The 24,975-nt window shown below is 61.1% G+C and carries 25 protein-coding genes; 23 read left to right on the forward strand and 2 right to left on the reverse strand.

Features of this window, described 5'->3' with window-relative positions:
* The first annotated feature begins 282 nt into the window (after positions 1 to 282).
* The 19 genes from rho (at position 283) to I6I71_RS08175 (ending at position 16,705) form a co-directional block, all read left to right on the forward strand.
* Positions 283 to 2,136: a transcription termination factor Rho gene (gene rho / locus I6I71_RS08085; protein WP_201820229.1), complete on the forward strand. Its 1,854-nt coding sequence runs from the start codon at positions 283 to 285 to the stop codon at positions 2,134 to 2,136.
* On the forward strand, positions 2,136 to 3,215 hold the full coding sequence (gene prfA / locus I6I71_RS08090) for a peptide chain release factor 1 (protein WP_052204681.1): 1,080 nt from the start codon (positions 2,136 to 2,138) through the stop codon (positions 3,213 to 3,215). Before rho ends, prfA begins: the two co-directional genes overlap by 1 nt.
* Positions 3,184 to 4,071: a peptide chain release factor N(5)-glutamine methyltransferase gene (gene prmC, locus I6I71_RS08095; protein WP_201820232.1), complete on the forward strand. Its 888-nt coding sequence runs from the start codon at positions 3,184 to 3,186 to the stop codon at positions 4,069 to 4,071. The genes prfA and prmC overlap by 32 nt, the downstream gene beginning before the upstream one ends.
* Positions 4,044 to 4,715, forward strand: coding sequence for an L-threonylcarbamoyladenylate synthase (locus tag I6I71_RS08100; RefSeq protein WP_052204677.1), 672 nt, complete (start codon positions 4,044 to 4,046; stop codon positions 4,713 to 4,715). The genes prmC and I6I71_RS08100 overlap by 28 nt, the downstream gene beginning before the upstream one ends.
* Before the next feature lie 16 nt (positions 4,716 to 4,731).
* On the forward strand, positions 4,732 to 5,877 hold the full coding sequence (locus I6I71_RS08105) for a glycosyltransferase family 4 protein (RefSeq protein WP_070495193.1): 1,146 nt from the start codon (positions 4,732 to 4,734) through the stop codon (positions 5,875 to 5,877).
* A gap of 75 nt (positions 5,878 to 5,952) precedes the next feature.
* Positions 5,953 to 6,375, forward strand: coding sequence for a hypothetical protein (locus I6I71_RS08110; protein ID WP_052206379.1), 423 nt, complete (start codon positions 5,953 to 5,955; stop codon positions 6,373 to 6,375).
* A gap of 361 nt (positions 6,376 to 6,736) precedes the next feature.
* Positions 6,737 to 7,531 (forward strand): F0F1 ATP synthase subunit A, encoded by a 795-nt coding sequence (atpB, locus tag I6I71_RS08115; RefSeq protein WP_052204674.1) that lies wholly within the window; start codon positions 6,737 to 6,739, stop codon positions 7,529 to 7,531.
* Positions 7,532 to 7,635: 104 nt separating this feature from the next.
* Entirely contained in the window at positions 7,636 to 7,881 is a 246-nt protein-coding gene (locus I6I71_RS08120; protein WP_034999811.1) for an ATP synthase F0 subunit C, read from the forward strand.
* A 48-nt stretch (positions 7,882 to 7,929) separates the two neighbouring features.
* Positions 7,930 to 8,511: a F0F1 ATP synthase subunit B gene (locus I6I71_RS08125; protein ID WP_070495192.1), complete on the forward strand. Its 582-nt coding sequence runs from the start codon at positions 7,930 to 7,932 to the stop codon at positions 8,509 to 8,511.
* Positions 8,512 to 8,516: 5 nt separating this feature from the next.
* Positions 8,517 to 9,350, forward strand: coding sequence for a F0F1 ATP synthase subunit delta (locus I6I71_RS08130; RefSeq protein ID WP_201820235.1), 834 nt, complete (start codon positions 8,517 to 8,519; stop codon positions 9,348 to 9,350).
* 7 nt (positions 9,351 to 9,357) lie between these two features.
* Positions 9,358 to 11,025 (forward strand): F0F1 ATP synthase subunit alpha, encoded by a 1,668-nt coding sequence (atpA, locus tag I6I71_RS08135; protein WP_052204667.1) that lies wholly within the window; start codon positions 9,358 to 9,360, stop codon positions 11,023 to 11,025.
* A gap of 50 nt (positions 11,026 to 11,075) precedes the next feature.
* A complete protein-coding gene (locus I6I71_RS08140) occupies positions 11,076 to 12,053 on the forward strand; it encodes a F0F1 ATP synthase subunit gamma (RefSeq protein WP_101735011.1) in 978 nt (325 codons plus the stop codon).
* A 3-nt stretch (positions 12,054 to 12,056) separates the two neighbouring features.
* Positions 12,057 to 13,574 (forward strand): F0F1 ATP synthase subunit beta, encoded by a 1,518-nt coding sequence (gene atpD, locus I6I71_RS08145; RefSeq protein ID WP_232305784.1) that lies wholly within the window; start codon positions 12,057 to 12,059, stop codon positions 13,572 to 13,574.
* An 11-nt stretch (positions 13,575 to 13,585) separates the two neighbouring features.
* Complete coding sequence (locus I6I71_RS08150) at positions 13,586 to 13,963, forward strand: F0F1 ATP synthase subunit epsilon (RefSeq protein WP_201820239.1); 378 nt, start codon at positions 13,586 to 13,588, stop codon at positions 13,961 to 13,963.
* Positions 13,964 to 14,072: 109 nt separating this feature from the next.
* Positions 14,073 to 14,531, forward strand: a complete 459-nt coding sequence (locus tag I6I71_RS08155) for a DUF2550 domain-containing protein (RefSeq protein ID WP_052204660.1) — start codon at positions 14,073 to 14,075, stop codon at positions 14,529 to 14,531.
* 10 nt (positions 14,532 to 14,541) lie between these two features.
* Positions 14,542 to 15,234 carry an endonuclease NucS gene (nucS, locus tag I6I71_RS08160; RefSeq protein ID WP_201820241.1) on the forward strand — a complete coding sequence of 231 codons (693 nt, stop codon included), beginning with the start codon at positions 14,542 to 14,544 and terminating at the stop codon, positions 15,232 to 15,234.
* Positions 15,235 to 15,516 carry a hypothetical protein gene (locus I6I71_RS08165; RefSeq protein ID WP_052204656.1) on the forward strand — a complete coding sequence of 94 codons (282 nt, stop codon included), beginning with the start codon at positions 15,235 to 15,237 and terminating at the stop codon, positions 15,514 to 15,516.
* Positions 15,517 to 15,526: 10 nt separating this feature from the next.
* Positions 15,527 to 15,829, forward strand: coding sequence for a thiamine-binding protein (locus tag I6I71_RS08170; RefSeq protein ID WP_052204654.1), 303 nt, complete (start codon positions 15,527 to 15,529; stop codon positions 15,827 to 15,829).
* A 3-nt stretch (positions 15,830 to 15,832) separates the two neighbouring features.
* On the forward strand, positions 15,833 to 16,705 hold the full coding sequence (locus I6I71_RS08175; protein ID WP_201820244.1) for a tetratricopeptide repeat protein: 873 nt from the start codon (positions 15,833 to 15,835) through the stop codon (positions 16,703 to 16,705).
* Positions 16,706 to 16,739: 34 nt separating this feature from the next.
* On the opposite strand, the gene glgB is transcribed toward I6I71_RS08175, so the two are convergent.
* Both glgB and I6I71_RS08185 read right to left on the reverse strand, forming a co-directional pair.
* Positions 16,740 to 18,926: a 1,4-alpha-glucan branching protein GlgB gene (gene glgB, locus I6I71_RS08180; protein ID WP_201820247.1), complete on the reverse strand. Its 2,187-nt coding sequence runs from the start codon at positions 18,924 to 18,926 to the stop codon at positions 16,740 to 16,742.
* A 16-nt stretch (positions 18,927 to 18,942) separates the two neighbouring features.
* Positions 18,943 to 20,919 carry a maltotransferase domain-containing protein gene (locus I6I71_RS08185; RefSeq protein WP_201820250.1) on the reverse strand — a complete coding sequence of 659 codons (1,977 nt, stop codon included), beginning with the start codon at positions 20,917 to 20,919 and terminating at the stop codon, positions 18,943 to 18,945.
* Between the two features lie 75 nt (positions 20,920 to 20,994).
* Here I6I71_RS08185 and I6I71_RS08190 point away from each other — a divergent pair, with 75 nt between their 5' ends.
* Genes I6I71_RS08190 through I6I71_RS08205 form a run of 4 tightly spaced genes read left to right on the forward strand, consistent with a single transcriptional unit; the run spans position 20,995 to position 24,964 of the window.
* The gene (locus I6I71_RS08190) at positions 20,995 to 21,825 is read left to right on the forward strand and encodes an ABC transporter ATP-binding protein (RefSeq protein ID WP_236587283.1); all 831 of its coding nucleotides are present in this window, start codon (positions 20,995 to 20,997) and stop codon (positions 21,823 to 21,825) included.
* Positions 21,825 to 22,688, forward strand: coding sequence for an NUDIX hydrolase (locus I6I71_RS08195; protein ID WP_201820253.1), 864 nt, complete (start codon positions 21,825 to 21,827; stop codon positions 22,686 to 22,688). The genes I6I71_RS08190 and I6I71_RS08195 overlap by 1 nt, the downstream gene beginning before the upstream one ends.
* A complete protein-coding gene (locus tag I6I71_RS08200) occupies positions 22,685 to 23,821 on the forward strand; it encodes a THUMP-like domain-containing protein (RefSeq protein ID WP_201820255.1) in 1,137 nt (378 codons plus the stop codon). Before I6I71_RS08195 ends, I6I71_RS08200 begins: the two co-directional genes overlap by 4 nt.
* A gap of 30 nt (positions 23,822 to 23,851) precedes the next feature.
* Positions 23,852 to 24,964, forward strand: coding sequence for a cysteine desulfurase family protein (locus I6I71_RS08205; protein WP_201820258.1), 1,113 nt, complete (start codon positions 23,852 to 23,854; stop codon positions 24,962 to 24,964).
* Positions 24,965 to 24,975: the final 11 nt, after the last annotated feature.

Here is a 24,975-nt window from a genome sequence, read left to right on the forward strand (position 1 = left end):
AATGCGCTATACTTTCGCCTTGGATCACCGCAGTTGGGCTGCGGACATGGCCCGCCTCTCGCGAAACACTTGCCGCGAGGTCAGATCCACCCCTCACACCTCACCACGGTGATTTTGCTGCAACTTTGCGCGCAACACATGTGCCCTTGCGGTAGTTACCCACACGGTGAATGAGGAAGCGCGACATACAAATAGACGAAAGCTGCTGGCACGGCCGCGGAACACCAACAACACATAATTTTCCGCACAAGGGCATCCCAGCTGAGCTACGAAAGGACATCCGTGACCGCAGAAGGTAATACGGCTGCAAACCAGGCCAACGTGGACCTGGCATCTATGAAACTTCCGGAGCTGCGCAAGCTGGCAGCTGAGCGGGGGCTTAAGGGGGTATCTGGACTCCGCAAGGGGGACCTGATCCAAGCAATCGCAACCGGCAAACTCCCGGCAAAGGCAGCAGCACAGTCTGGTGCCGCTAGCGCCGCTAAGGAGCAAGCGCCGAAGGAAGACACCCCACGTGAAGCCAGTGGCGCTGGTGACGCTGACGCGAAGCGCTCCGACGACGACCAGCAGTCGCGCTCCGCGGCGCGCCGGGCACGTCGCAACCGTTCACGCAATCAGCACGAGCAGGGGGATCAGCAGGGCCAGCCAGAGCACGCAGACTCCAGCAACTCGCACAAGGGCGACGGGGAATCGGGGGAGCGTTCCGGCCGTCATGACCGTGATGACCGTAGCGACCGCGACAATAACCGGGACAATAACCGCGGGGATCGCGACAACAACCGCGACAACAACCGCGACAATAACCGCGACAACAACCGTGAAGACGGCGAAGGTGGCGGGCGCCGCGGGCGCCGTGGTCGTCGCAACCGTAACCGTAACAACCGCGATGGCCGTGACCACGGTGGCAATAACCGCGACAACCGTGACAACAACCAGGGCGATAACCAGAACTTCGAACCGGAAGAGCTGCAGGAAGTCGCCGGCATTGTGGATGTGGTGGATAACAACACCGCGTTCATCCGCACCACCGGCTACCGCCAGAACAACGCAGATGTGTTTGTGAACAACAGGCTGGTTCGCCAGAACGGCCTGCGCTCTGGTGACGCCGTTATTGGCCAGGTTCGTGCCAACGGCCAGGGCCACTCCCACGGCAACGGCCGTAACCGCCAGCGCTACAACCAGCTGGTGCGCGTGGATTCCGTCAACGGAATGACGCCGGAGGAAGCACGTGGCCGCAAGGAGTTCCACAAGCTCACGCCGCTGTACCCGAACAAGCGCCTGCGCCTAGAGACTGAGCCGAACATCCTGACCACCCGCGTCATTGACCTGGTCATGCCGATTGGTAAGGGCCAGCGTGCGCTGATCGTCTCCCCGCCGAAGGCAGGTAAGACGACGATTCTGCAGAACATTGCCAACGCCATTGCCACCAACAACCCGGAGTGCTACCTCATGGTTGTGCTGGTGGATGAGCGTCCGGAAGAAGTGACGGACATGCAGCGCTCCGTCAAGGGTGAGGTCATTGCCTCTACCTTTGACCGCCCGCCGTCAGAGCACACCGCCGTGGCAGAGCTTGCCATTGAGCGTGCGAAGCGTCTGGTGGAGATGGGCCAGGACGTGGTGGTCCTGCTGGACTCCATCACCCGCCTGGGCCGTGCCTACAACAACTCTTCGCCGGCATCCGGTCGCATTCTCTCCGGTGGTGTGGATTCCAACGCGCTCTACCCGCCGAAGCGTTTCCTGGGTGCTGCCCGCAACATCGAGGAGGGCGGCTCGCTGACCATCATCGCAACCGCCATGGTGGAGACCGGTTCTGCTGGTGACACCGTGATTTTCGAGGAATTCAAGGGCACCGGCAACGCCGAGCTGAAGCTGGATCGCAAGATCGCAGAACGCCGCGTGTTCCCGGCTGTGGATGTCAACCCGTCCGGCACCCGCAAGGATGAGCTCTTGATGAGCCCCGAGGAGGCGCGCGTGATGCACAAGCTGCGCCGCATCCTGTCTGCGCTGGATCCGCAGCAGTCCATTGACATGCTGATTAAGCAGCTGAAAAAGACCAAGAGCAACGGTGAGTTCCTCATGGGTGTGGCCAAGTCCGCGCCGATGGCTGCTGACCAGACGGAAGAGGATTACGTCTAATGGCTTCAAACTCGAACGTCTCGCTTGTAGACGACTATGTGGCCGAATACGAAGGCATCCAAGCCCAGATGGGCGACCCGGATGTTGCCGCGGACCAGGATCAGTTCCGCAAACTGTCCAAGCGGTACGCGGAACTCCAGCCGATTATCAAGGTCAACGATGAGCTGACGCAGGCTCGTGAGGACCACGAGGCGGCGTCTGAGATGGCCAACGAGGACAAGGAGTTCGCTGAGGAAGCGACCCGCCTCGAAGGTGAGATTGTGCGCCTGGAAGAGGAGCTGGCTGATCTGCTCGCCCCGCGCGATGAGCACGATGGCGATGACGTGATCATGGAGCTCAAGGCCGGCGCCGGCGGCGAGGAAGCTGCGCTGTTCGCAGGCGATCTGGCACGCATGTACCAGAAGTACTGCGAGAAGCACGGCCTGACCTGGGAAGTGCTTGACGTTGCTGAGTCTGACCTCGGTGGCGTCAAGGACATGACCGTGGCTGTCAAGGCGAAGACCCCGTCGCGTGATGGCGCGTGGTCCAAGCTGAAGTTTGAGGGCGGTGTACACCGCGTGCAGCGCATCCCCGTGACGGAGTCGCAGGGCCGCATTCAGACCTCGGCTGCGGGCGTCTACGTGTTCCCGGAAGCCGATGAGATTGAAAGCGTCAACATTGATGAGAAGGATCTTCGCGTCGATGTGTACCGTTCCTCCGGCAAGGGCGGCCAGGGCGTGAACACCACGGACTCCGCTGTGCGTATCACCCACTTGCCCACGGGCATTGTGGTGACCTGCCAGAACGAGCGTTCCCAGATTCAGAACCGCGCACGTGCCATGCAGGTGCTGCAGGCTCGCCTGGATCAGCTGGAGCGCGAGAAGGTCGAGGCCGCTGAGGCTGAGGGCCGTGCCTCCCAGGTGCGCACCATGGACCGCTCTGAGCGTATCCGCACATACAACTGGCCGGAGAACCGTATTTCGGATCACCGCATTAACTACAAGGCCAACAATCTTGACTCGGTGCTGGACGGCAACATGGATGACCTGATCACCGCGTTGCAGACCCATGAGCGCCAGGAGCGCCTTGAGGCCGAGTAACCTGCGTCAGCTCCTTTCGGAGGCGGCGCACACGCTTGCGCAGGCTGGCATTGATACGCCCGACAATGATGCCCGCCTGCTTGCGGCGCACCTGCTTGAGGTGGCGCCGCTTTCGGTGATGTTCACAGACCCGTACGAGAGCTTCGCTGAGGAGTTTTCCCAGCTCATCGCTCGGCGGGCGGCGCGTGAGCCGCTACAGCACATCACCGGGCAAGCGCCCTTTGGCCCCCACACCTTGGCTGTTGGCCCGGGAGTGTTCATCCCGCGGCCCGAGACGGAAGTCATTGCCGAATGGGGAGCTAGTTTGCTTGCCGACGCCACGTCAAACCCCCCAACCGCCCTCGACCTTGGCACCGGCTCTGGCGCCATTGCGCTTTACCTTTCGGAGGCGGTGCCGGGGGCGAGAGTCGTTGGCGTCGACAAGCAAGAAACTGCCCTGGAATATGCCAAGCGCAACGCACCCAAGGTGGAGTTTGTGCGCGGCGACATGACGGATCCCACGCTGTTGGGGGAGCTGGATGGGGCAGTGGATGTGATTGTGGCCAACCCGCCGTACGTGCCTGAGACTCCGGATCTTGACCCGGAGGTGTACCACGACCCGCATGAAGCGGTGTTTTCCGGCGCGGACGGGATGAACGCCATCCGCGGGCTGGTACCTGTGGCTGCGCGTTTGCTGAAACCCGGTGGGCACCTCGGCATTGAGCATGATGACACGACATCTGAGGCTGTGCAGGATGTTGTGCGTGCGCACGGGGCGTTTGGGGACGTGCGTGTGATTGCGGACCTGACCGGTCGGGCACGGTTTGTTGTAGCGAGTAAGCTACCCCTATGCCCGCCACAACCTACGATTGTTTAACTCCGGACGGCCGCGCCCAAGGGATCGCCGCAGCAGCTGAAGCGCTGCGCGGCGGTGACGTTGTCGTCTTGCCCACCGACACGGTCTACGGCATTGGCGCGGACGCGTTTAACAACGCCGCCGTGGCAAAGCTCTTGGCAACCAAAAAGCGTGGCCCGGACATGCCGGTGCCGGTGCTCGTGGGCTCCTGGACCACCATCCAGGGACTGGTGCGCGAGTTCTCTGACACGGCGAAGACGCTGGTTGAGGCGTTTTGGCCCGGAGGGCTCTCCATCATTGTCCCGGAGGCGCCAAGCCTGCCGTGGAACCTGGGTGACACGCGTGGCACAGTGCTGCTTCGCATGCCCAACCAGCCGCTGGCGCTGGAGCTGCTGCAGGAAGTCGGCCCGATGGCAGTGTCCTCTGCAAACATCTCCGGACACCCGCCGGCAGTGAAGATCCATGAGGCACGCCAGCAGTTCGGCAATGCCGTGCCCGTATACCTGGACGGGGGAGAGGCCACGATTGGTCAGGCATCAACCATTGTGGATATTTCATCCGGCCACCCCGTGATCATGCGTGAAGGCGCAATCTCGCCGGAACGTATCGGTGAAGTTCTTGGCGTGGACCCGGAATCCATGCGCAGAACCCCGCGCGAGCAGTAGGGGAGCTTTTCTTCCAATGAACGGTCTTGGTGTGCCGCTGCGAGAGCTTGGCCTTGTGATTCTTGTTGCCGCGGCTATTACGTACTTGTCTACGGGGCTTGTGCGCTCTGTGCTTGTGCGAACTGGCCGTGTTGCAGAGATTCGCCAGCGCGACGTGCACACCCAGCCGACTCCGTCTGTTGGCGGCGTGGCCATGTTTACCGGTTTTGTCTCTGCGGTGTTTTTGGCGCAGCAACTCCCGGCGCTCACGCGCGGGTTTGCGCCGGTGACTCCGGAGATGACGGCTGTGCTTGCAGGCGCGTTTGCCATTGTGCTGGTTGGGATTGTGGATGACCTCTACGAGCTCGGCGCTTTGGCGAAATTGGCTGGTCAGTTCGTTGCCGCGGTGGTGATGGCGCTGATGGGCATTGTCTTTACCGTGTTCTTCCTCCCCATTGGGGAGGGCACCACGTTGGTCCTGGATCAAGTCCAGGGGGTTGTCTTAAGTGCCTTGTTTACCGTGCTGCTGATCAACGCGGTGAACTTTGTCGACGGTATCGATGGCCTTGCAGCAGGCCTGGGCATGATCGCCGGCCTGGCCATTTTGCTTTTTGCGCTGACGGTGCTGCATGACCAAGGTGGCGCCGTATCCGCCTATCCGCCCGCCATCATCTGCGCTGCACTAGTGGGGATATGCGCCGGGTTCTTGCCGCACAACTTTGAGCCCGCACGCATCTTCATGGGGGACTCTGGTGCCATGCTGATTGGTCTGCTGCTGTCTGCGGCAAGCGTGTCAGCCTCCGGCAAGATCAACATGTCGCTCTACGGTGCGGCAGACCTTGTGGCGTTGATCAGCCCAATCATTGTGGTGCTGGCAGCCATTGCGCTGCCGGTTGTTGACTTTGTCTGGGCCGTGGTGCGCAGGCTTGCTCGTGGTCAACGGCCTTGGGAGGCGGACGCGGGACACCTGCACCACCGTCTCTTGAGGCTTGGGCACACCCACCGTCGCACGGTATTAGTGCTGTACATGTGGGTATCCGCAGTGGCGTTTGGCGCAGTGAGTTTTTCCATCGTCCCGACAACGTATGCGGCCGCTTTCACTGTGATAGCGCTTCTGGTGGCATTCGTTGCCACGCTGGTGCCACTCACAAGGGGCAAGATAAGTGCGCCGTTTGGCAAGTGACAGATAGGATTGGCCCCCGTGAACGAAAACGGCAACCAAAACGGTAATGAAAACCTCAGCGATACCGAGCCGGACTTGAACGTCCGAGATACCGAGGAGTTTGATGATCCGCGGCGCCCGTTAATCCGAGCACTACGGTTTGGTGCCTACGCGCTCATTGCCTTGACCGTTATCTCACTGATGGCTTGGGGCAACGCTCGTGATCTGCCGGGCATTTGGGGAGTGTTGATGGGCGCCGCTATCGGCGGTGGCTTTGTCTTGGCTACAGCCTTGACTGTGTTGGCTACGTCTAACTCCACGCCGACTGCCACGATGGCTGTCGTGCTTGGCGGCTGGCTGCTGAAGATGGTCGTAATTATTTTGCTACTGCTCTGGCTGCGAACCATGGATTTCTACGACGCAACGGCGTTCGGTGTTACCACCATTGCCGCACTGGTTGTGGCGCTTGCCGCGGAGACGTTTGGCATCATTTCCACGCGTGTTTCTTACGTGTCTTAAAGGCATCTAGTGGTCGTAGGATTAGTTGGGGTAAACACACGACGTTCTGTGACGGACATAACAGTCCCGTAAAAGCTGCCTGTGACCATTGATTTTGTCGCAAAAATGAGCCTGCGTGTTGGGGGAAAGCGACGCGGTTACCCCTAAGGCGCGAAAACCGTTATCAACCTGTTAGGCTATCCGCTGGGTTTACTTGAGGAAGGGGCTTCCCTTACCTGAAGGTCCATCCCCTGTCCCGCGGTAGCAGATGTGCGACGGAGTCCGCCGCGGAGGCAGTCTTCTTGAAGAAGTCCATCGCACCGCATTCCTTGTGGATGCGGCCCGAGAACGGGAGAGAACGCTGAGCGTTACAACGTTGGCCATGAAGGGGAGTTTCCACGCACCCGAACTTGGTCCAGAATTTTTCCCGGGGCAAACTTTCGGCCACATCATCGGTGAAGACTTTGCCGGTGGTTGGTTCGCGCTTGATCGCATCATGCTCGTGCGTCTTTTCATCGCACTGATCATGGTGCTTCTCTTTGTTATTGCCTTTAGGAAGCCGCAGCTGGTTCCCAAGGGCCTCCAGAACTTCGCCGAGATGGGTGTGGACTTTGTCCGCGTCCACATCGCCGAAGACACCTTGGGCAAGAAGGACGGAAAGCGATTTCTGCCGGTTATCGCCTCCATCTTCTTCACCATCTTGTTCATGAATGCAGCCACGATCATTCCGGGATTAAACATCTCGCCAAACGCACGTATCGGCATGCCGATCGTGTTGGCGGTGGTGGCCTACATCGCAATGATCTACGCCGGCGTACAGCGTTACGGCGCGGCCTACTTCAAGCACTCGACGGTGATCCCCGGCTTGCCCCCGCTGCTGCACCTTCTCGTGGTGCCGATCGAGATTTTCTCGACCTTCGTTCTGCGTCCGGTCACCCTGGCACTTCGTCTTATGGCGAACTTCCTGGCCGGCCACATCATCCTCGTCCTTCTGTACTCAGCTACCAACTTCTTCTTCTGGCAGCTGAATGCTTGGACGGCGGTCAGTGGCCTGACCTTGATCGCAGCGATCTTGTTCACCCTGTACGAGTTGATCATCATCTTCCTGCAGGCGTACATCTTCGCTCTTCTGACGGCGGTGTACATCGAGCTGTCGCTGCACGCAGATGCGCACTAACAAAGCGCGTACAAACGGCCAAACTGAATAACCCCACCATTGTCACTCGCGTTCGTGGCACAAACACAACGCCACGGCGCACCTAGAAAGGGAACGACTTTCACATGAACGACATCATTCTTGCTCAGGCAGCAGAGACCGTGAACCGCTACGAGGGTCTCGGCACCATCGGCTACGGCCTTGCAACCATCGGCCCGGGCATCGGCATCGGCATGCTCGTTGGCAAGACCGTCGAGGGCATGGCTCGCCAGCCGGAGATGGCTGGTCAGCTGCGTACCACCATGTTCCTGGGTATCGCCTTCGTTGAGGCACTTGCCCTGATCGGCCTCGTTGCCGGCTTCCTGTTCTAAAAAGAACACGCGTTTATACCCGTTCATTTTTTAGATCAGGAGCAACCAATGACAAACGTCAACGCTTTTATCGTGGCTCAAGGCGCTGAAGCCGGCCACGAGACGCTGCCGCTTGAGACGACTCCGTCGATCCTTTTGCCAGCAGCGTACGACGTGGTTTGGTCGCTCGTTGTCTTCATCATCGTCTTCCTGGTGTTCGCGAAGTACGTGCTTCCGCGTTTCCAGGAGGTTCTGCTGGAGCGCGAGGACCGGATCAAGGGCGGCATTGAGCGTGCTGAGGTCGCCCAAAAGGAAGCAAAGGCTGCCCTGGAGAAGAACAACGCCGAACTCGCTGAGGCTCGCGCCGAGGCGGCTGAGATCCGTGAGGCTGCGCGTACGCGCGGCAAGGAGATCGAGGCCGAGGCTCGCGCACGTGCTGAGGAAGAGTCCCGCCGTATTGTCGAGGCAGGGGAGAAGCAGCTGCTCGCATCGCGTGAGCAGGTTGTTTCCGAGCTGCGCAATGAGATGGGCCAGAACTCGATCAACCTCGCTGAGCGTCTGCTTGGCACCGAGCTGTCGGATGCTACCCGCCGCTCGAACACGATCGATGACTTCCTCTCTGAGCTCGACCACGTTTCGACGAGGAAGTAGGCGAAATGAAGGCAGCAAGTCGCGAAGCACAGACGCACGTGGAGGGCAAGCTCGATGAGCTGATCCGCTCCTCTGACAACGCCGTCGCCGTTGCCGCGCAGATCGGCACCGAGCTGTTCCTCACTGTGGACCAGCTCGACGCTGACCGTTCGCTGCGTGTCGCTGTTGCAGATACTTCGCTTGACGCATCTCAGCGTGAGGGCATCATCACCCAGGTGTTCGGCTCGAAGGTTGCAGAACCGACGAAGAACATTCTGAGTGAGGCTGCATCGCAGGAGTGGTCCACGCCTCGTGAATTCCGCCAGGGCCTGGTTGCTTTGGGTCGTCGTGCGCTTTCCCGCGCCGCCGAATCCCAGGGCCAGCTGGAGCAGGTGGAAGAGGAGCTTTACCAGCTGTCTGTTCTTCTGGAGAACCAGAAGGAACTGACGCAGCTGTTGTCGGACCGCACCGCCACTGCCGCGCAGAAGCGTGGTCTGTTGGCCAGCGTGATCTACGGCAAGGTGACCATGTTTACCGAGGCGCTTGCGCTGCAGGTAATTGGCCGCCCTATGCACAACCCAGTTGATGATCTTTCGGCTCTGGCTGATGAGATCGCTGAGTTGCGTGGCAAGTCCGTGGCGCGCGTTGTTGCAGCAGAGGCGCTTTCCTCTGCGCAGCGTGAGGCACTCGCAAGCAAGCTTGAGAACATTTACGGTCGCGAGATGGCCATCCACACCGAGGTTGACCCCAGCCTCCTCGGCGGCATGATCATCCGTGTTGGTGACGAGGAAATTGACGGTTCGACGCGCGGCAAGCTCGCACGTCTCCGTACTGACCTCGCTGCGAGCGCGACCCTTTAAGAACAATATGCTGGAAGAATCTACCGAGAGCAGGAAGAACATGGCGGAGCTGACGATCTCCTCCGATGAGATCCGTAGCGCGATAGCGAACTACACCTCGAGCTACTCTGCGGAGGCCTCCCGTGAGGAGGTCGGCGTGGTGACTTCGGCTGCAGATGGTATTGCCCAGGTTTCCGGGCTGCCAGGCTGCATGACGAATGAGCTGCTCGAGTTCCCGAACGGCGTCATCGGCGTCGCACAGAACCTGGACACCGACAAGATCGGCGTTGTGGTTCTGGGTAACTTCGAGTCCCTCCACGAGGGCGACAAAGTAAAGAGGACCGGCGAGGTCCTGTCCGTACCGGTCGGCGAGAACTTCCTCGGCCGCGTCATCAACCCACTGGGTCAGCCGATTGACGGCCTTGGCCCGATCGAGTCCAACGAAGAGCGTGCACTTGAGCTGCAGGCGGCAGGCGTGCTTGACCGCCAGCCGGTTGAGGAGCCGATGCAGACGGGTCTGAAGGCTATTGACGCCATGACCCCGATCGGCCGCGGCCAGCGCCAGCTCATCATTGGTGACCGTAAGACTGGTAAGACCGCAGTCTGCATCGACACCATCTTGAACCAGAAGGCATTCTGGGAGACCGGCGACCCGTCGCAGCAGGTCCGCTGCATCTACGTCGCAGTCGGCCAGAAGGGCTCCACCATCGCTGGTGTGCGCCAGACCCTGGAAGAGGCAGGCGCACTGGAGTACACCACCATCGTGGCTGCTCCGGCATCTGACTCCGCAGGCTTCAAGTGGCTGGCTCCGTTCACCGGTGCCGCCCTGGGCCAGCACTGGATGTACCAGGGCAAGCACGTCCTGGTTATCTACGATGATCTGACCAAGCAGGCTGAGGCTTACCGTGCGATCTCCTTGCTGCTGCGCCGCCCGCCGGGCCGCGAGGCATACCCGGGCGACGTGTTCTACCTGCACTCCCGCCTGCTGGAGCGCGCCGCCAAGCTCAACGACGAGCTCGGTGCAGGCTCTCTGACCGCACTGCCGATCATTGAGACCAAGGCAAACGACGTCGGTGCCTTCATTCCGACGAACGTTATTTCCATTACGGACGGCCAGGTCTTCCTGCAGTCTGACCTCTTCAACCAGGGTGTGCGCCCAGCTATTGACGTGGGTATCTCCGTGTCCCGTGTTGGTGGCGCTGCACAGACCAAGGGCATGAAGAAGGTTGCGGGTAACCTGCGTCTGGACCTGGCCGCATACCGCGACCTGGAGTCCTTCGCAGCGTTCGCATCTGACCTGGATGCTGCTTCCAAGAAGCAGCTGGAGCGCGGCCAGCGTCTCGTCGAGCTGCTGAAGCAGTCCGAGAACTCCCCGCAGCCGGTTGAGTTCCAGATCGTCTCGATCTGGGCTGCCAACGAGGGCGTCTTCGATCCCGTTCCCGTCGAGGATGTCCGTCGCTACGAGCGCGAGCTGCAGGAGCAGATCCGTGCAACCGCACCTGAGGTGTACGAGCAGATCCAGGGCGGCAAGGCTCTGGACGAGAACTCCCAGGCTGCGATCCTGCGCGTGAACGAGGAATTTGCACGTGGCTTCCAGTCTTCTACGGGCGAGCGCATCGTCCGTGAGCCGGAGGAGAAGGCACTGCCGTCCTCGCAGGTGTCCAAGAATCAGCTCAACGTCAGCCGCTCCAAGTAAGCACGCAAGTGCAACCTTGGACTACTACATAAAGGAAGGGAGGAAACACCATGGCAACTCTTCGCGAATTGCGTGACCGCATCAGGTCCGTCAACTCTACGAAGAAGATCACGAAGGCTCAGGAGCTGATCGCGACCTCGCAGATCACCAAGGCCCAGCAGCGTGTAGACGCAGCGAAGCCGTACGCCGATGAGCTCAAAGACGTCATGGAACGCCTCGCAGCTGCGAGCTCCCTCGACCACCCCATGCTCCGTGAGCGTGAGAACGGTCGAGTCGCAGCAATCCTCGTGGTCACCTCTGACCGCGGTATGGCCGGCGGCTACAACCACAACGTGCTGAAGAAGGCGACCCAGCTGGAGCGCATGCTCACCGAGGCTGGATACGACGTCGTCCGCTACGTCACTGGTAACAAGGGTGTGACCCACTACAAGTTCCGTGACATGGACGTCGAAGGCGCCTGGACCGGCTGGTCCCAGAAGCCGACGTGGGAGTCCACCCACGATGTGCGTCGTCACATCGTTGATGGCTTCATGGCTGGTTCTGAAGGCACGGTTAAGTGGCGTGAGGGACTCACCGGTGCCGAGGGCGAACCCGTTCGCGGTTTCGACCAGGTACACGTGGTGTACACCGAGTTCGTCTCCATGCTTTCGCAGGAGGCCCGCGTACACCAGCTGTTGCCGATCGAGCCTGTGCTTGAAGAAGTCTCTTACGAGACCGAGCACATGCTCGCGCCTGCTGAGGAAGGCGTATCGCCAGACATGGAGTTCGAGCCGGATCCGGATACGCTCATGAATGAGCTGCTTCCGGTATATGTCTCGCGCTCGTTGTACTCGCTCTTCTTGGAGTCTTCGGCGTCGGAGTCCGCTTCGCGCCGTACCGCCATGAAGAACGCGACGGACAACGCAACCGAGCTGGCCAACAACCTGTCCCGTGAGGCAAACCAGGCCCGTCAGGCTAAAATCACCCAGGAAATCACCGAGATTATCGGCGGCGCAGGCGCGCTGTCCGGTAGTGAGGAAAGTGACTAAATCATGACTACTGCTCACAACTTTGATGAGCGCGATGAGACGCCGGGCGAGGCCACGTTGCAGGCTGAACCGCAGGCGCCGGCTCGCACGGAGTCCACTCAGAACCCGCGTGGTTCCGAGAACGGCCGTGTGGTCCGCGTCATCGGCGCCGTCGTCGACGTGGAGTTCCCTCGCGGCGAGCTCCCCGCGCTCTACAACGCACTCGAGGTTCACATCGACCTCGAAGGCATGTCCCGTGACATCATCCTCGAGGTTGCCCAGTTCCTGGGCGACAACCTCGTCCGCACCATCGCCATGGCTCCGACGGACGGCCTCGTCCGCGGTGCACAGGTGAAGGACTCCGGCAACCCGATCTCCGTGCCGGTGGGCGACCAGGTCAAGGGCCACGTGTTCAACGCACTCGGCCAGTGCCTGGACGATCCGTCGGTAGGCGAGGACGGCGAGCGTTGGTCCATCCACCGCGAGCCGCCAGCATTCAAGGACCTTGAGGGTAAGACCGAGATCCTTGAGACCGGCATTAAGGTCATCGACCTGCTCACCCCGTACGTGAAGGGCGGCAAGATCGGCCTGTTCGGTGGTGCAGGTGTGGGTAAGACCGTTCTCATCCAGGAGATGATTACGCGTATTGCTCGCGAGTTCTCCGGTACCTCCGTGTTCGCCGGTGTTGGCGAACGCACCCGTGAGGGCACCGACCTGTTCCTCGAGATGGAGGACATGGGCGTGTTGCCTGATACCGCCCTTGTCTTCGGCCAGATGGATGAGCCGCCAGGGGTTCGTATGCGCGTGGCCCTGTCCGGCCTGACCATGGCGGAGTACTTCCGCGATGTGCAGAACCAGGACGTGCTGCTGTTCATTGACAACATCTTCCGCTTCACCCAGGCGGGCTCTGAGGTGTCGACCCTGCTGGGCCGTATGCCTTCCGCTGTGGGTTACCAGCCGACGCTGGCGGATGAGATGGGTGTGCTGCAGGAGCGCATTACCTCGACCCGCGGTCGTTCCATTACGTCGCTGCAGGCCGTGTACGTGCCGGCGGATGACTACACCGACCCGGCACCGGCAACCACCTTCGCTCACCTGGATGCAACCACCGAGCTGAGCCGTTCCATTGCTTCCAAGGGTATTTACCCGGCAGTGGACCCGCTGACCTCGACCTCCCGCATCCTGGAGCCGGGTATTGTCGGCGAGCGTCACTACAACGTGGCGCAGAAGGTCATCGGTATTCTGCAGAAGAACAAGGAACTGCAGGACATCATCGCCATCCTCGGTATGGACGAGCTGTCTGAAGAGGACAAGATCACCGTTATGCGCGCACGTAAGATCCAGCGCTTCCTCGGCCAGAACTTCTTCGTTGCTAAGAAGTTCACCGGCGACGAGGGCTCCTACGTGCCGCTGGAGGAGACCATTGACGCCTTTGACAAGCTGGCGTCTGGCGAGTTCGACCACTACCCGGAGCAGGCCTTCAGCAACCTGGGTGGCCTGGACGACGTCGAGGCTGCATACAAGAAGCTGCAGGAAGCGTAAAGGGGTAGATCATGGCTGAACTTACCGCGCAATTGGTCTCTGTTGACCGCTTGCTCTGGAAGGGGCAGGCAAAGATTGTCACTGCGCAGACCACCGAAGGTGAGATCGGCATCCTGCCCGGTCACGAGCCACTGTTGGGCCAGCTTAAGGACAACGGTGTTGTGACCATCCAGCCGGTGGATGATGAACGAATCGTGGCGGCCGTACAGGGCGGGTTCCTGTCGGTCCAGGGCGACAAGGTCACCATCCTCGCGGATTACGCGATCTTCGCCGGCGAGGTCGACTCCGCTGCTGCGGAGAGCGGCCTGCATGATGAAGACGAGCTGACCAAGACCCGCTCCGAAGCGGAGCTGGCCGCGGTCCGCCGCGCGTCCAACATCAATAGGTAGGCGCTTACCTCCTTTGGACACCCCCTGTCGGAAACGGCAGGGGGTGTTTGCCTATCTTCACCCCGCCAACGGCGCTAGGATATTGCGAAACAGGAAAGGCGTGATGTGCATGGAGATCCTCGCCGCTATTGTGCTGCTAGTCATCGCACTTGTCGTGGTAGCTGCGGTGTGGCGCTTCACTATGTTCCGTAACAGTGGTGTCCAAGGCCTGATCCGTCTCTTGCCTGCTGAAGGCTCGCACGGATGGCGCCACGGGGTGCTTCGATACTCGGGTGATGAGGCGCGTTTTTACAAGCTGCGCTCACTGTCCTTTAACTACGATTTGGCGTTTGATCGCCGGGATATGACGTTTAACGGTATCCGGAAGCTCACAGATGAAGAGCGGGACTTCATGCCTGAGGTAGATACCGCGCTTGAGCTGACCGGTCCGATGGGGGATTTTGAGTTTGCGGGCGAGCGTCACGCGGAGATGGCGTTGATCTCGTGGGTGGAATCTGCACCGGATGTTCGGGCGCAGCGGGGGGATATGAATGAGCTCGCTGAGAGGGCGAACAGGGGGCGTCGATAAGCTGGAGCCCATGCGTTTAATTATCGCTCGATGTTCTGTTGACTATGTTGGCCGCCTGGATGCGCATTTGCCTATGGCAACCAGGCTGATTTTGATCAAGGCTGACGGGTCTGTGTCCATCCATGCGGATGACCGTGCGTACAAGCCGCTGAACTGGATGATGCCACCATGCACGCTGAAGGAAGAGACGGTGGTGGACATCGATGGGGAGGACACTGGCGAGCAGCTGTGGATTGTGGAAGGCAAGAAGGGCGAGCAGCTGCGCATCACCATTGAAGAGATTATTGCTGACAACTCGTATGAGCTTGGGGAGGACCCCGGTCTGGTCAAAGACGGCGTTGAGGCACACCTGCAGGAGCTTTTGGCCGAGCACATCACCACGTTGGGTTCGGGGTATTCGCTTGTGCGTCGAGAATATCCAACGGCGATTGGTCCCGTGGACATCCTCGCGCGAGACTCCGGCGGCGGGACAGTGGCGGTGGAGGTCAAACGCCGCGGCGGCATTGACGGTGTAGAGCAACTAACCCGCTACGTGGAACTGCTCAACCGCGACGAGCTGCTCGCACCTGTCCAAGGCGTATTTGCCGCCCAGGAGATCAAGCCGCAGGCACGCACCCTGGCGGAAGACCGCGGCATGCGCTGCGTCACGCTTGATTACGGTGAGCTGCGCGGCATTGAGTCCAACGAGTTGCGGCTGTTTTAGATGCCACGCAGAAATCGTAGAGCGAACATCACGCCGTCATACGTGTTGCCGCGTGACGGCTCCACGTTCATTGGCACCCAGGAAGTAGAAGGCCCGTACGGGGAAACCTACTGCGTGCGCCAGATCGGTGCGGCCGCTGCCACGAAGTACTACGTGTGCCCGGGCTGCAACCAGAACATCCCGCCGGGGGTGCGGCATGTGGTGGCGTGGCCGAAGGATGCAGGCCGCGGCGTAGATGACCGCAGGCACTGGCATAAACACTGCTGGGAGCGGCGGCGTTAGACTGGGCCGCATGATTGCAGCGTTTTCTGTCGCGCCAACGGTAACCAATAACGCCACTGCCGCAATGTCTGAAGCGGTAGCCCGGGCCGTGCAGGTTGTGCGCGACTCTGGTTTGCCGCATGAGACAACCGCGATGTTTACCACCATCGAGGGCGAGTGGGACGAGGTCATGGATGTGATCAAGCGCGCCACGGCTGCGGTGGAGGAGGTCTCTCCGCGCGTGTCGCTGGTGATCAAGGCGGATATTCGTCCTGGCTACACTGACATGCTGCATCAAAAGATGAATTCCCTGAACAAGCACTTGGAGGCATAAACGATGACCCAGCCACAGTTCACCGGTGGGGCAGTCGACCTGGCTGCGCTGGCCCAGCAGGCCGAGGCCCGCAAGGAGCTTGCGGAGTCCACGTTCGAGCCGTTTATTGAGGTCACCGAGCGCGATGTTGAGGCCAAGGCGTTTGAGCGCTCCACCCTGATCCCTGTGGTGCTGATGGTGGGCACGGCCCGCTCGCCGGAGTCTGAGCAGCTGAAGGCGACGCTTGCATCGTTGGCCGCCGGCCAGCGGGAGTTCCTGGTTGCTTACGTGAATGCGGATGCGCACCCGCAGCTTGCCCAGGCGTTAGGCGTGCGCGCGTTGCCAACGGTGGTAGCACTTGCCGCGGGCCGACCCGTGACCAACTTTGAGGGCAACCAGCCTGCCGAGCAGCTCACGCAGTGGCTGCAGGCGCTGGTGCAGAACATCGGCCCGCAGCTCAGCGGGTTGTCGGATGAAGCGGATAGTACCGAGGAGGCCGACCCGCGCCTGGCCCAGGCCGAGGCTGCCGTGCAGGCAGGCGATTACGATGCGGCGATTGCCGTCTATGACGAGATGTTGGCCCAGGACCCAGCGAACGCCGAGGTGAAGCAGGCGAAGGCCACGGTGGCAGTGCTGAAGCGTTTCAACCCGCAGGTGCGCACGAGTGACCCGATCGCGGACGCCGCCGCGGACCCCACCGACATGGCCAAGCAGCTCGATGCCGCCGATGCCGAGGTCCTTGCCGGCAACCCGGAGGCGGCCTTTGAGCGCCTGCTCGCACACGTGAAGACCTCACCCGAGGCCAAGGATCGTTTGCTGGAGCTCCTTTTGCTTTTCGACGCCAACGATCCCCTCATCAAACGCACCCGCACCAACCTCGCGAGCGCGCTTTTCTAGCGCTGGAGTTCGCCTAGCGCGAGGTTTCCGTAGGTCAGCGGCGCAGCTTGTACCACTGCGCGCTCATCGCGGGCAGGGTCAGCGCCACGGATTGATCGAAGCCGTCCCAGTTAACCGCCTCGGCGGAAACCACATCCGGGAGGTGGTTGTCGGCACCGCCGTAGACAGCGTCATCAGTGTTGATGATGAGCTCCCATTCGCCGCCCTGGGGAAGGCCAAGGCGGTAGCCCTGGTGGGTGCTGCCGCTCAAATTGATCACGGCGACAATCGGCTGGCCGTCGGCGCCCCAGCGGGTGTAGGCGAGGAGGTTATGCGCGGCGTCATCACTCTTAAGCCACTGGAATCCCATGGGAGTGTTGTCCTGGCTAAACAGTGCAGGGTTGTCGCGGTAGACAAAGTTCAGGTCACGCACCAGACGGTGGATGCCGCGGTGGTATTCGTGGCCCCAACCGTTATCAAGGTTGTCCCAGTTCACGGAGTGCGCTTCGTCCCACTCGGTGGTCTGGCCCCACTCGCAGCCCATGAAGAGCAGCTGCTTGCCGGGATGCGAGAACATGTAGCCGTAGAGGGCGCGAAGGCCGGCGGCTTTGTTCCAGTCGTCGCCAGGCATGCGCTGCCACAGGGAGCCCTTGCCGTGGACCACTTCGTCGTGGCTGAACGGCAGGACGTACTTCTCGCTGAACGCGTAGACCAGGGAGAACGTCAGCTCGTTGTGGTGGTAGGAGCGGTGGACCGGGTCGAGGGAGAAGTACTCCAACGTGTCGTTCATCCAGCCCATGTTCCACTTGCAGGAAAAGCCGAGGCCGTCCGCGTCGGTCTGGGCGGTAACACCCGGCCACGCGGTGGATTCCTCCGCGATGGTGAGCACGCCAGGGAAGTTGCGGTGCACCGTAGCGTTGGTTTCCTGCAGGAACTGGACGGCTTCCCAGTTCTCGCGGCTGCCGTCGGCATTTGGAAGCCACTCGCCGGGCTCGCGGGAGTAGTCGAGGTAGAGCATCGATGCTACAGCGTCCACACGCAGGCCGTCGAGGTGGAACTCCTCGCACCAGTACAAGGCGTTGGCCACCAGGAAGTTACGCACCTCGTTGCGGCCGAAGTTGAACACGTAGGTGCCCCAGTCTTTTTGCTCGCCGCGGCGCCAGTCGGGGTGTTCGTAGAGGGCGGTGCCGTCGAAACGCGCAAGCGCCCACGCATCCTTGGGGAAGTGGGCCGGTACCCAGTCCACAATCACGCCGATGCCGTTGGCGTGCAGTGTGTCTACCAGGGCGCGGAACTCATCCGGGGTGCCCCAGCGTGCAGTCGGTGCGTAGTAGCCGGTGACCTGGTAGCCCCAGGAGCCACCGAAGGGGTGCTCCGCAACGGGCAGGAATTCCACGTGCGTAAAGCCGTTGTCTACAAGGTAGGGCACGAGCTCTTCGCGCATGGTGGTGAAGTTCGCGCCCTCCTTCCAGGAGCCGATGTGGCATTCGTAGATGCTCATGGCGGCATTGGTGGCGTCGACGCCGGCGCGTGCCTGCATCCACTCCTCGTCGCTCCACTCAAAGGTGCTTGGCGCGGCGACTACGGAGACCGTCTCTGGTGGGCACAACGTCTGCTTGGCCATTGGGTCGGCTTTGTCAATACGTGTGCCGTCGGCAGTGTGAATAGCAAACTTGTACTGTGTGCCAGGCTCAATGCCGGGGATGAAGATCTCCCACACACCTGTCGAGCCCAAAGAGCGCATCGGGTACTGGCTGGGGTTCCACCCGCAGAAATCACCGATGACGGCCACGCCCTTGGCGTTGGGTGCCCAGACGGCAAAGGAGGTGCCGGTGACCTCTCCAAGGGAGGTGGTGTAGCTGCGCACGTTGGCGCCGAGGACTTCCCACAGGCGTTCGTGGCGGCCCTCAGAAATCAAGTGCTGGTCCAGCTCACCAAGCGTGGGCAGGAAGTGATACGGATCCGCGACGATCTTCGGTTCCAACCCTGGGTAGGTGATGCGGAAGCGGTAGTCGGGCGACAGGTCGTCTTCCAACGGGGCGACCCAAAAGTCATCTCCAACGGCTTCCATTTCCAAAGCATCGCCGTGGACAAGTAGTTCTACGCGTTCCGCGCCGATCTGGCGAGTGCGCACGATGGAGGCGTCACCGAGTGGGTGCCACCCGTAGATGTCGTGTGGTGCGTGGTGGGTACAACTCAGGAGCCGGCCGTAGTCGGCCTGATCGATTGCAACGTTGTTCATGTGAGCTCCTTAGAAGTTACGGACGGTAGTCGTGGTCAGATATGCGACGATACGCTGTACCCGGCCTGCGTTCAGGTGAAATATTTGGCAGCACGAAGATATGCGCAACATTTTGCTGTGGCGCCAGGCGCACGTAGTTTTCTGCACCCCAGGTATACGTTGCGCCGGTGATTTGGTCGGTGACCTCGAAAGACTCACCAGGGTTGATGCCGATCTCTGAAAGGTTGAGACGCAGTATGCCGTCCTGGGTGTAGTAGGGATCCAGGTTGACCACTACTAGCACCGCGTTGCCGGTGATCGCATCCACCTTTGAGTACGCGATGAGCTGGTCATTAGAGATGTCGTGGAAGTGCAGGTTGCGCAGCTGCTGCAGCGCCGGGTTTTCACGGCGGATGCGGTTGAGCATGGTGATGTAGGGCTCAAGTGATTCGCCGCGGGCAAGTGCCGCCTCAAAATCGCGGGGGCGCAGCTGGTACTTCTCGCTATCCAAGTATTCTTCACTGCCCTCATGGACCGGCTCGTGCTCGTAGAGCTCATAGCCGGAGTACACGCCCCACAATGGGCTCATCGTTGCGGCCAGGGTGGCGCGCAGTGCGAACATTGCCGGGCCGCCCTTTTGCAGGGATTCGTGCAAAATGTCCGGCGTGTTCACAAAGAGGTTGGGGCGGGAGATATCCGCAACGTCTAGAAGCAACTGCCCAAAATCGGTCAGGTCAGCCTTGCTGGTCTTCCATGTGAAGTGCGTGTAGGACTGGCTAAACCCAGCCTTGGACAGCCCGTACATGCGCGGCGGGCGGGTAAACGCCTCCGCTAGGAAGATGACATCCGGGTCCGTTTCGTGGACCTTGGAGATCAGCCAGTGCCAGAAGTTCACCGGCTTGGTGTGAGGGTTATCCACGCGGAAGGTGGTAATGCCCAGGTTGACCCAGTACATGACCACGCGGTAGATCTCCGCGTAGATCTTCTCCGGGTCATTATCAAAGTTGATGGGGTAGATATCCTGGTACTTCTTCGGCGGGTTTTCCGCGTACGCGATCGTGCCGTCCGCCAGCACCGTGAAAAACTCCGGGTGGTCTTTGGCCCAGGGGTGATCTGGCGCGGCCTGCAGTGCCAGGTCCAGGGCGATTTCCAGGCCGAGCTCGTCAGCGTGGTCCATCATGTCCAGGAATTCCTCTTCGCCGCCAAGTTCTGGATGGAAGGCGTCGTGGCCGCCTGCGGCAGATCCAATTGCCCACGGGGAGCCAACGTCGCCCGGCTCCGGGGTCAGGGTGTTGTTGCGGCCTTTACGGTTGACTTCACCGATCGGGTGAATGGGTGGGAAGTACACGGTGTCAAAACCCATTGCGGCAACACGGTCGAGTGCCTTGGCGGTTGTTGCCCAGGTGCCATGCACCGGGTTGCCCTTGGCATCCACCCCGCCGGTGGAGCGCGGGAACAGCTCGTACCAGGAGTTCACCAAAGCTTGCCGACGCTCAACGTACACATCACAAATAGGTCCATGCGAGAGCAGCTCACGCAGTGGTTCTACCTCGGCGTGTACAGCCTCGTTGACGCGGTCGGCGAGTGGCACCGTGTCGTCCACAAGCAGCGTGCTCAAACGCTTCTTACCTGCAGCCTTAAACAGAGCTGCACCGTGGGCGAGGTCATTGGCCATCTCTTCGGCGGTTTGGCCGGCGGCAAGCTTCTTGGAGGCGGCGTTGCGCCAGGTGGCAAGCACGTCGCTCCATGCGTCGACCCGGAAGCACCACAAACCCTGCTCATCCGGAACGAAGACGGCGTGCACGTAGTCCGGGCGATATGCCTCGGGCTGCATGGCAATGGAGTACTCCGCTCCGCTCGGGGAGGTTACCTGCAGTGTGGCGCCAACTGCATCGTGGCCTTCGCGCCACACCAGCGCGGAGACCGGGACAACTTCGCCGACTACCGCTTTCGCGGGCAGGGTGCGGCCGGAGACTTGGGGGCGGACGTCATCTATTCCAAAGCGAGCAACCATACTTTTCAAGCGTAGTCGCCACGCAGCGTTTCGACTTCCCACACTTGGAGCGAATTTTAGTCCACAATAGGAGGGGTGAATCAGACAACGGATCCTGACCTGCTTATAGATTTCCGCGATGTGACGTTTGTGCGCGGCGGCAATACCCTTGTCGGCCCTGTGGATTGGCAGGTTGAGCTGGACGAACGCTGGGTGATTATCGGCCCCAACGGCGCTGGCAAGACCACGCTGATCCGGATGGCATCGGCACAAGAGTTCCCGTCTTCCGGCACCGCCTTTGTGTTGGGTGAGCAGCTGGGCAAGACCGACATGCGTGACCTGCGCGCCGCGATCGGCCTGACGTCTTCGGCTATTGCCAAGCGCGTACCGGATCAGGAGAAGGTGGGGGATCTGGTTGTTTCCGCAGGCTACGCCATTATGGGGCGTTGGCGTGAGGAATATGACGAGCAGGACTATGACCAGGCTGTGGAGGTGCTTGAGCAGGTTGGCGCCATGCACCTGATTGATCGCACCTGGGGCACGTTGTCTGACGGTGAGAAGAAGCGTGTGTTGATCGCGCGCGCCGTGATGACTAACCCGGAGCTTTTGATCATGGACGAGCCAGCGGCCGGCATGGACTTGGGTGGCCGCGAGGATCTGATTGCGTACCTGGGGGATCTGGCGCTTGACCCGGACGCCCCGGCGATTGTGATGATCACCCACCACCTTGAGGAGATCCCGTATGGGTTTACTCACGCCATGCTGTTGGATGAGGGCGATGTGGTGGCACAAGGCCTTATTGAGAACGTGCTGACCAGTGAGAACGTGACCAAGGCGTACCACCAGCCGATTGAGGTTACGTATGAGGATGGCCGTTTTGCTGCGCGCCGTGCACGCAAGGCCAGGGGTGGGGCGCACCGCAAGTGATGGATAAGGCGCGCACGACTGGTGCCGTGTCGGCGGATAAAGGTGACGCAATTGATGTCACTGACACCTCCGGCTACGGCGGCGCGCGCCTGTCTGCAACCGTGATCTTGCTGCGCGATGACGCTGACGGGATGAAGGTGTGGGTGCAAGAGCGCGTGCTGTCCATGCTGAACTACCCGGGGTTGACCGTGTTTCCGGGCGGCGGCGTTGACACTCGCGATTTCCCGGGGCGTTCCTGGGATGACGGTGAGCTGTGGCAGGGCCGTAGTGCCATTTCGCTCGCTCGCCAGTTGGGGGTGACTAAGTACAAGGCGCGTGCGATTCTGTTTGCGGCAGTGCGTGAGCTGTTTGAGGAGACCGGTATTTTCCTAGCCGTGGATGGCACAGGCGAGGTGCTCTCGGATGCCCGCACGTACCACGATCAGCGAATGACGCTTGAAACGCATGAGCTTTCGCTCACGGATGTGCTGCAAAAGAACAAGCTTGCGGTATGCGGTGACTTGTTGCATCCCTTTGCCCGCTGGGTGGGTAACTCTGAAAGCGGCATGTGGTTTGATACGTTCAGCTTCCTTGCCGCCAACCCCGAGGGCCAAGAGCCGGATGCTGAGACAGATGAGGCGGATGACGCGAATTGGTTCTCGCCCTCCCTGCTGATGGACGGCTGGCGCGCAGGCCTTGTCCGCTTCGCCCCACCGACGTGGATGCAGATCATGGAGCTCACCTCCTACGATTCGGTCGCGGAGATTATTGAAGCAGCAAAGCACCGCACGATTACCCCCGTTGTAGGTGACCCGGTCGATGACCCCCGCATGGAGGAGTACTTCTACCGTGCACCGCAGGATCGCATTGGTCGCAAGCTATGAGCTTTTCGCTTGACGACGTCGCGCTGCTTGCCACCAACCGCCCCCGCATCCAGGAGCTCGCAGGACAGCTTGCGCTGACGAAGAAGTCCATCTTCGCTGACCGTGCGCTGCTTGAGCGTGAGTTTGGTGAAGGTGCGCGGGCGGTGAGTGAACTCGTGGCGTCCCAACGCATGGGTGCCGGCAAGTTTCCGGGAGACTGGCTGACTGACGCCGATGCGGCGCAACAGGCCACCCCGCGGGCAGTGGCGGATGTCCGCGCCAGGCGCATTGCTGCGGCAGGCTATGGGCTGGTGCACGACGTGACATGCTCGATCGGCTCGGAAGCGCCGGCGTTTGCGGAAGCTGGCGTGCAGTGGATCGGTTCAGACCTGGATATGGTGCGCCTTGCCATGGCGCGCGAGAACCTAGGCGAGCGTGCGTGGTTGGCGCGCGCTGACGCGTTACACCCGGTGACAAGCGACGGCGTGGTTGTCGCCGACCCCGCCAGACGTGCCGACGGCCGGCGCATCACCGACCCCGCCAAACTCATGCCACCCCTGCCGGACCTGGTGGACGCCTACCGAGGCAGACCGCTAGCCGTGAAATGCGCACCCGGCATCGACTACTCCCAATGGGAAGGCCTAGTCAGCGTGGTCTCCGTAGACGGCGGGGTAAAGGAAGCATGCCTGTACTCAGCAGACTTCGGAGGCGGCCGTGAAGCCGTCGTGCTGCGCGGTGACTTCGAAGAACGCGTGACCTCGGAAGAACCCGAGGACGTTTCAGTAGGGGAGGCGGGCACCTTCATCATCGAGCCAGACGGAGCGATCGTGCGCGCCGGGCTGGTTGCTCACTGGGCAGCACGCCACGGGCTGTGGATGCTGGATGAACACATCGCGTTTTGTGCCGGTGAGGCCATTCCGGCGGGCTACAGCGGCTTCCGTTTCCTCGAAGCGGTGCCGTTGAAGAAGCTGAAAGCTGCCCTGGCTAGCCACGGCGCGGGTTCGGTGGAGATCCTGGTACGCGGCGTGGACGTTGACCCAGACCAGCTGCGTGGCAAGTGGAAGCTGCGGGGTAAGACGCAGATGGCTGTAGTCATTGCGAGGATCGGGGACGCCGCGGTGGCTCATATCTGCACCGCACGCGAAACCGCGTAAGTGAGGGCAGGGCGCGTAAGTTAGAGCCCTATGACGTATCTTGACCACGCGGCAACTACTCCTATGCGTGCCTGTGCCATTGAGGCGCTTGCGAAACATGCGGGTGCGGTGAACCCGGCAAGCCAATATGCATCCGGGCGCAAAGCGAATGCGGTGCTGCAGGAGGCACGCGAGCAGATCGCGCAGCTACTCGGGGCGGACCCGGTGGAAGTCATCTTCACCGGCTCGGGTACAGAAGCCGACAACATTGCGGTGCGCGGGCTGTACGCGGCAAGTGAGCTAGACCGTGTGGTGGCCAGCACGATCGAGCACCCCGCGGTACTGGAGAGTGTGCACGCTCTTAAGCGTACGGGTGCGAAGGTGGACTGGCTTAGCGTGGGCCGCGACGGTCACGTTACTGATCTTTCCGCCCTGGATACGCCCGCGGCAGTAGCCACGTTGATGTGGGCTAATAACGAAACGGGTGCGGTGCAGCCGGTTGAGGAAGCGGCGCGTCGCGCACAGGTAGCTGGCACGCCGTTGCATGTAGACGCGGTGCAGGCAGTGGGGCGTATTCCGGTTGATTTCCATGCGCTTGGTGCCACCACGCTTGCCGCAAGTGCCCACAAGTTTGGCGGCCCGCGCGGCACTGGGTTGTTGTTGGCTCAGCGTTCGCCGGCGCCGCAGCCGGTGATCGTCGGCGGCGGCCAGGAGCGAGGCATCCGATCCGGCACGGTGGATGTGGCCTCGGCGGCGGCGACGGCTGCGGCACTTGCAGAGGCGGTCGGGGAGATGGAAACAGAATCCGCGAGGGTGCGGCTGCTTCGCGACGATCTGGCGCACTATATCCTCGCCACCATCCCGGATGCCGTGATGACGACGCAGGAGCCTGCATTGCCGGGACACGCGCACTTCATGTTCCCGGGTGCGAATGCAGATGCCATGATCATGCTGCTTGACCAGCAAGGTGTTGAGGTTTCTGCGGGTTCGGCGTGTTCTGCAGGCGTGATCCGCCTAAGCGGTGTGCTGGAGGCCATGGGCATTGGTCAGGAAGAGGGCATGGGCGCGCTGCGCATCACGTTTGGCAGGACCACAACTGCCGAGGATATTGAGACCATCAAGGCGCTGCTGCCGGACGTGGTGGAGCGCGCACGTCTGGTGTAACAGGTGCGTCG

This window comes from Corynebacterium riegelii (genome assembly GCF_016728505.1).
Classification (GTDB): Bacteria; Actinomycetota; Actinomycetes; order Mycobacteriales; family Mycobacteriaceae; genus Corynebacterium; species Corynebacterium riegelii.

Bases quoted from the DNA above. Each gene is read 5' to 3' on its own strand.
- I6I71_RS08200 (WP_201820255.1), top strand. From the start codon at position 22,685: ATGAGCTTTTCGCTTGACGACGTCGCGCTGCTTGCCACCAACCGCCCC.
- I6I71_RS08165 (WP_052204656.1), top strand. From the start codon at position 15,235: ATGCCACGCAGAAATCGTAGAGCGAACATCACGCCGTCATACGTGTTG.
- nucS (WP_201820241.1), top strand. From the start codon at position 14,542: ATGCGTTTAATTATCGCTCGATGTTCTGTTGACTATGTTGGCCGCCTG.
- prmC (WP_201820232.1), top strand. From the start codon at position 3,184: ATGAGCGCCAGGAGCGCCTTGAGGCCGAGTAACCTGCGTCAGCTCCTT.
- I6I71_RS08120 (WP_034999811.1), top strand. From the start codon at position 7,636: ATGAACGACATCATTCTTGCTCAGGCAGCAGAGACCGTGAACCGCTAC.
- I6I71_RS08105 (WP_070495193.1), top strand. From the start codon at position 4,732: ATGAACGGTCTTGGTGTGCCGCTGCGAGAGCTTGGCCTTGTGATTCTT.
- atpA (WP_052204667.1), top strand. From the start codon at position 9,358: ATGCTGGAAGAATCTACCGAGAGCAGGAAGAACATGGCGGAGCTGACG.
- atpB (WP_052204674.1), top strand. From the start codon at position 6,737: ATGAAGGGGAGTTTCCACGCACCCGAACTTGGTCCAGAATTTTTCCCG.
- glgB (WP_201820247.1), bottom strand. From the start codon at position 18,926: ATGAACAACGTTGCAATCGATCAGGCCGACTACGGCCGGCTCCTGAGT.
- I6I71_RS08170 (WP_052204654.1), top strand. From the start codon at position 15,527: ATGATTGCAGCGTTTTCTGTCGCGCCAACGGTAACCAATAACGCCACT.
- I6I71_RS08150 (WP_201820239.1), top strand. From the start codon at position 13,586: ATGGCTGAACTTACCGCGCAATTGGTCTCTGTTGACCGCTTGCTCTGG.
- I6I71_RS08185 (WP_201820250.1), bottom strand. From the start codon at position 20,919: ATGGTTGCTCGCTTTGGAATAGATGACGTCCGCCCCCAAGTCTCCGGC.
- prfA (WP_052204681.1), top strand. From the start codon at position 2,136: ATGGCTTCAAACTCGAACGTCTCGCTTGTAGACGACTATGTGGCCGAA.
- I6I71_RS08195 (WP_201820253.1), top strand. From the start codon at position 21,825: ATGGATAAGGCGCGCACGACTGGTGCCGTGTCGGCGGATAAAGGTGAC.
- I6I71_RS08205 (WP_201820258.1), top strand. From the start codon at position 23,852: ATGACGTATCTTGACCACGCGGCAACTACTCCTATGCGTGCCTGTGCC.
- I6I71_RS08125 (WP_070495192.1), top strand. From the start codon at position 7,930: ATGACAAACGTCAACGCTTTTATCGTGGCTCAAGGCGCTGAAGCCGGC.
- I6I71_RS08130 (WP_201820235.1), top strand. From the start codon at position 8,517: ATGAAGGCAGCAAGTCGCGAAGCACAGACGCACGTGGAGGGCAAGCTC.
- I6I71_RS08140 (WP_101735011.1), top strand. From the start codon at position 11,076: ATGGCAACTCTTCGCGAATTGCGTGACCGCATCAGGTCCGTCAACTCT.
- I6I71_RS08155 (WP_052204660.1), top strand. From the start codon at position 14,073: ATGGAGATCCTCGCCGCTATTGTGCTGCTAGTCATCGCACTTGTCGTG.
- I6I71_RS08175 (WP_201820244.1), top strand. From the start codon at position 15,833: ATGACCCAGCCACAGTTCACCGGTGGGGCAGTCGACCTGGCTGCGCTG.
- atpD (WP_232305784.1), top strand. From the start codon at position 12,057: ATGACTACTGCTCACAACTTTGATGAGCGCGATGAGACGCCGGGCGAG.
- I6I71_RS08100 (WP_052204677.1), top strand. From the start codon at position 4,044: ATGCCCGCCACAACCTACGATTGTTTAACTCCGGACGGCCGCGCCCAA.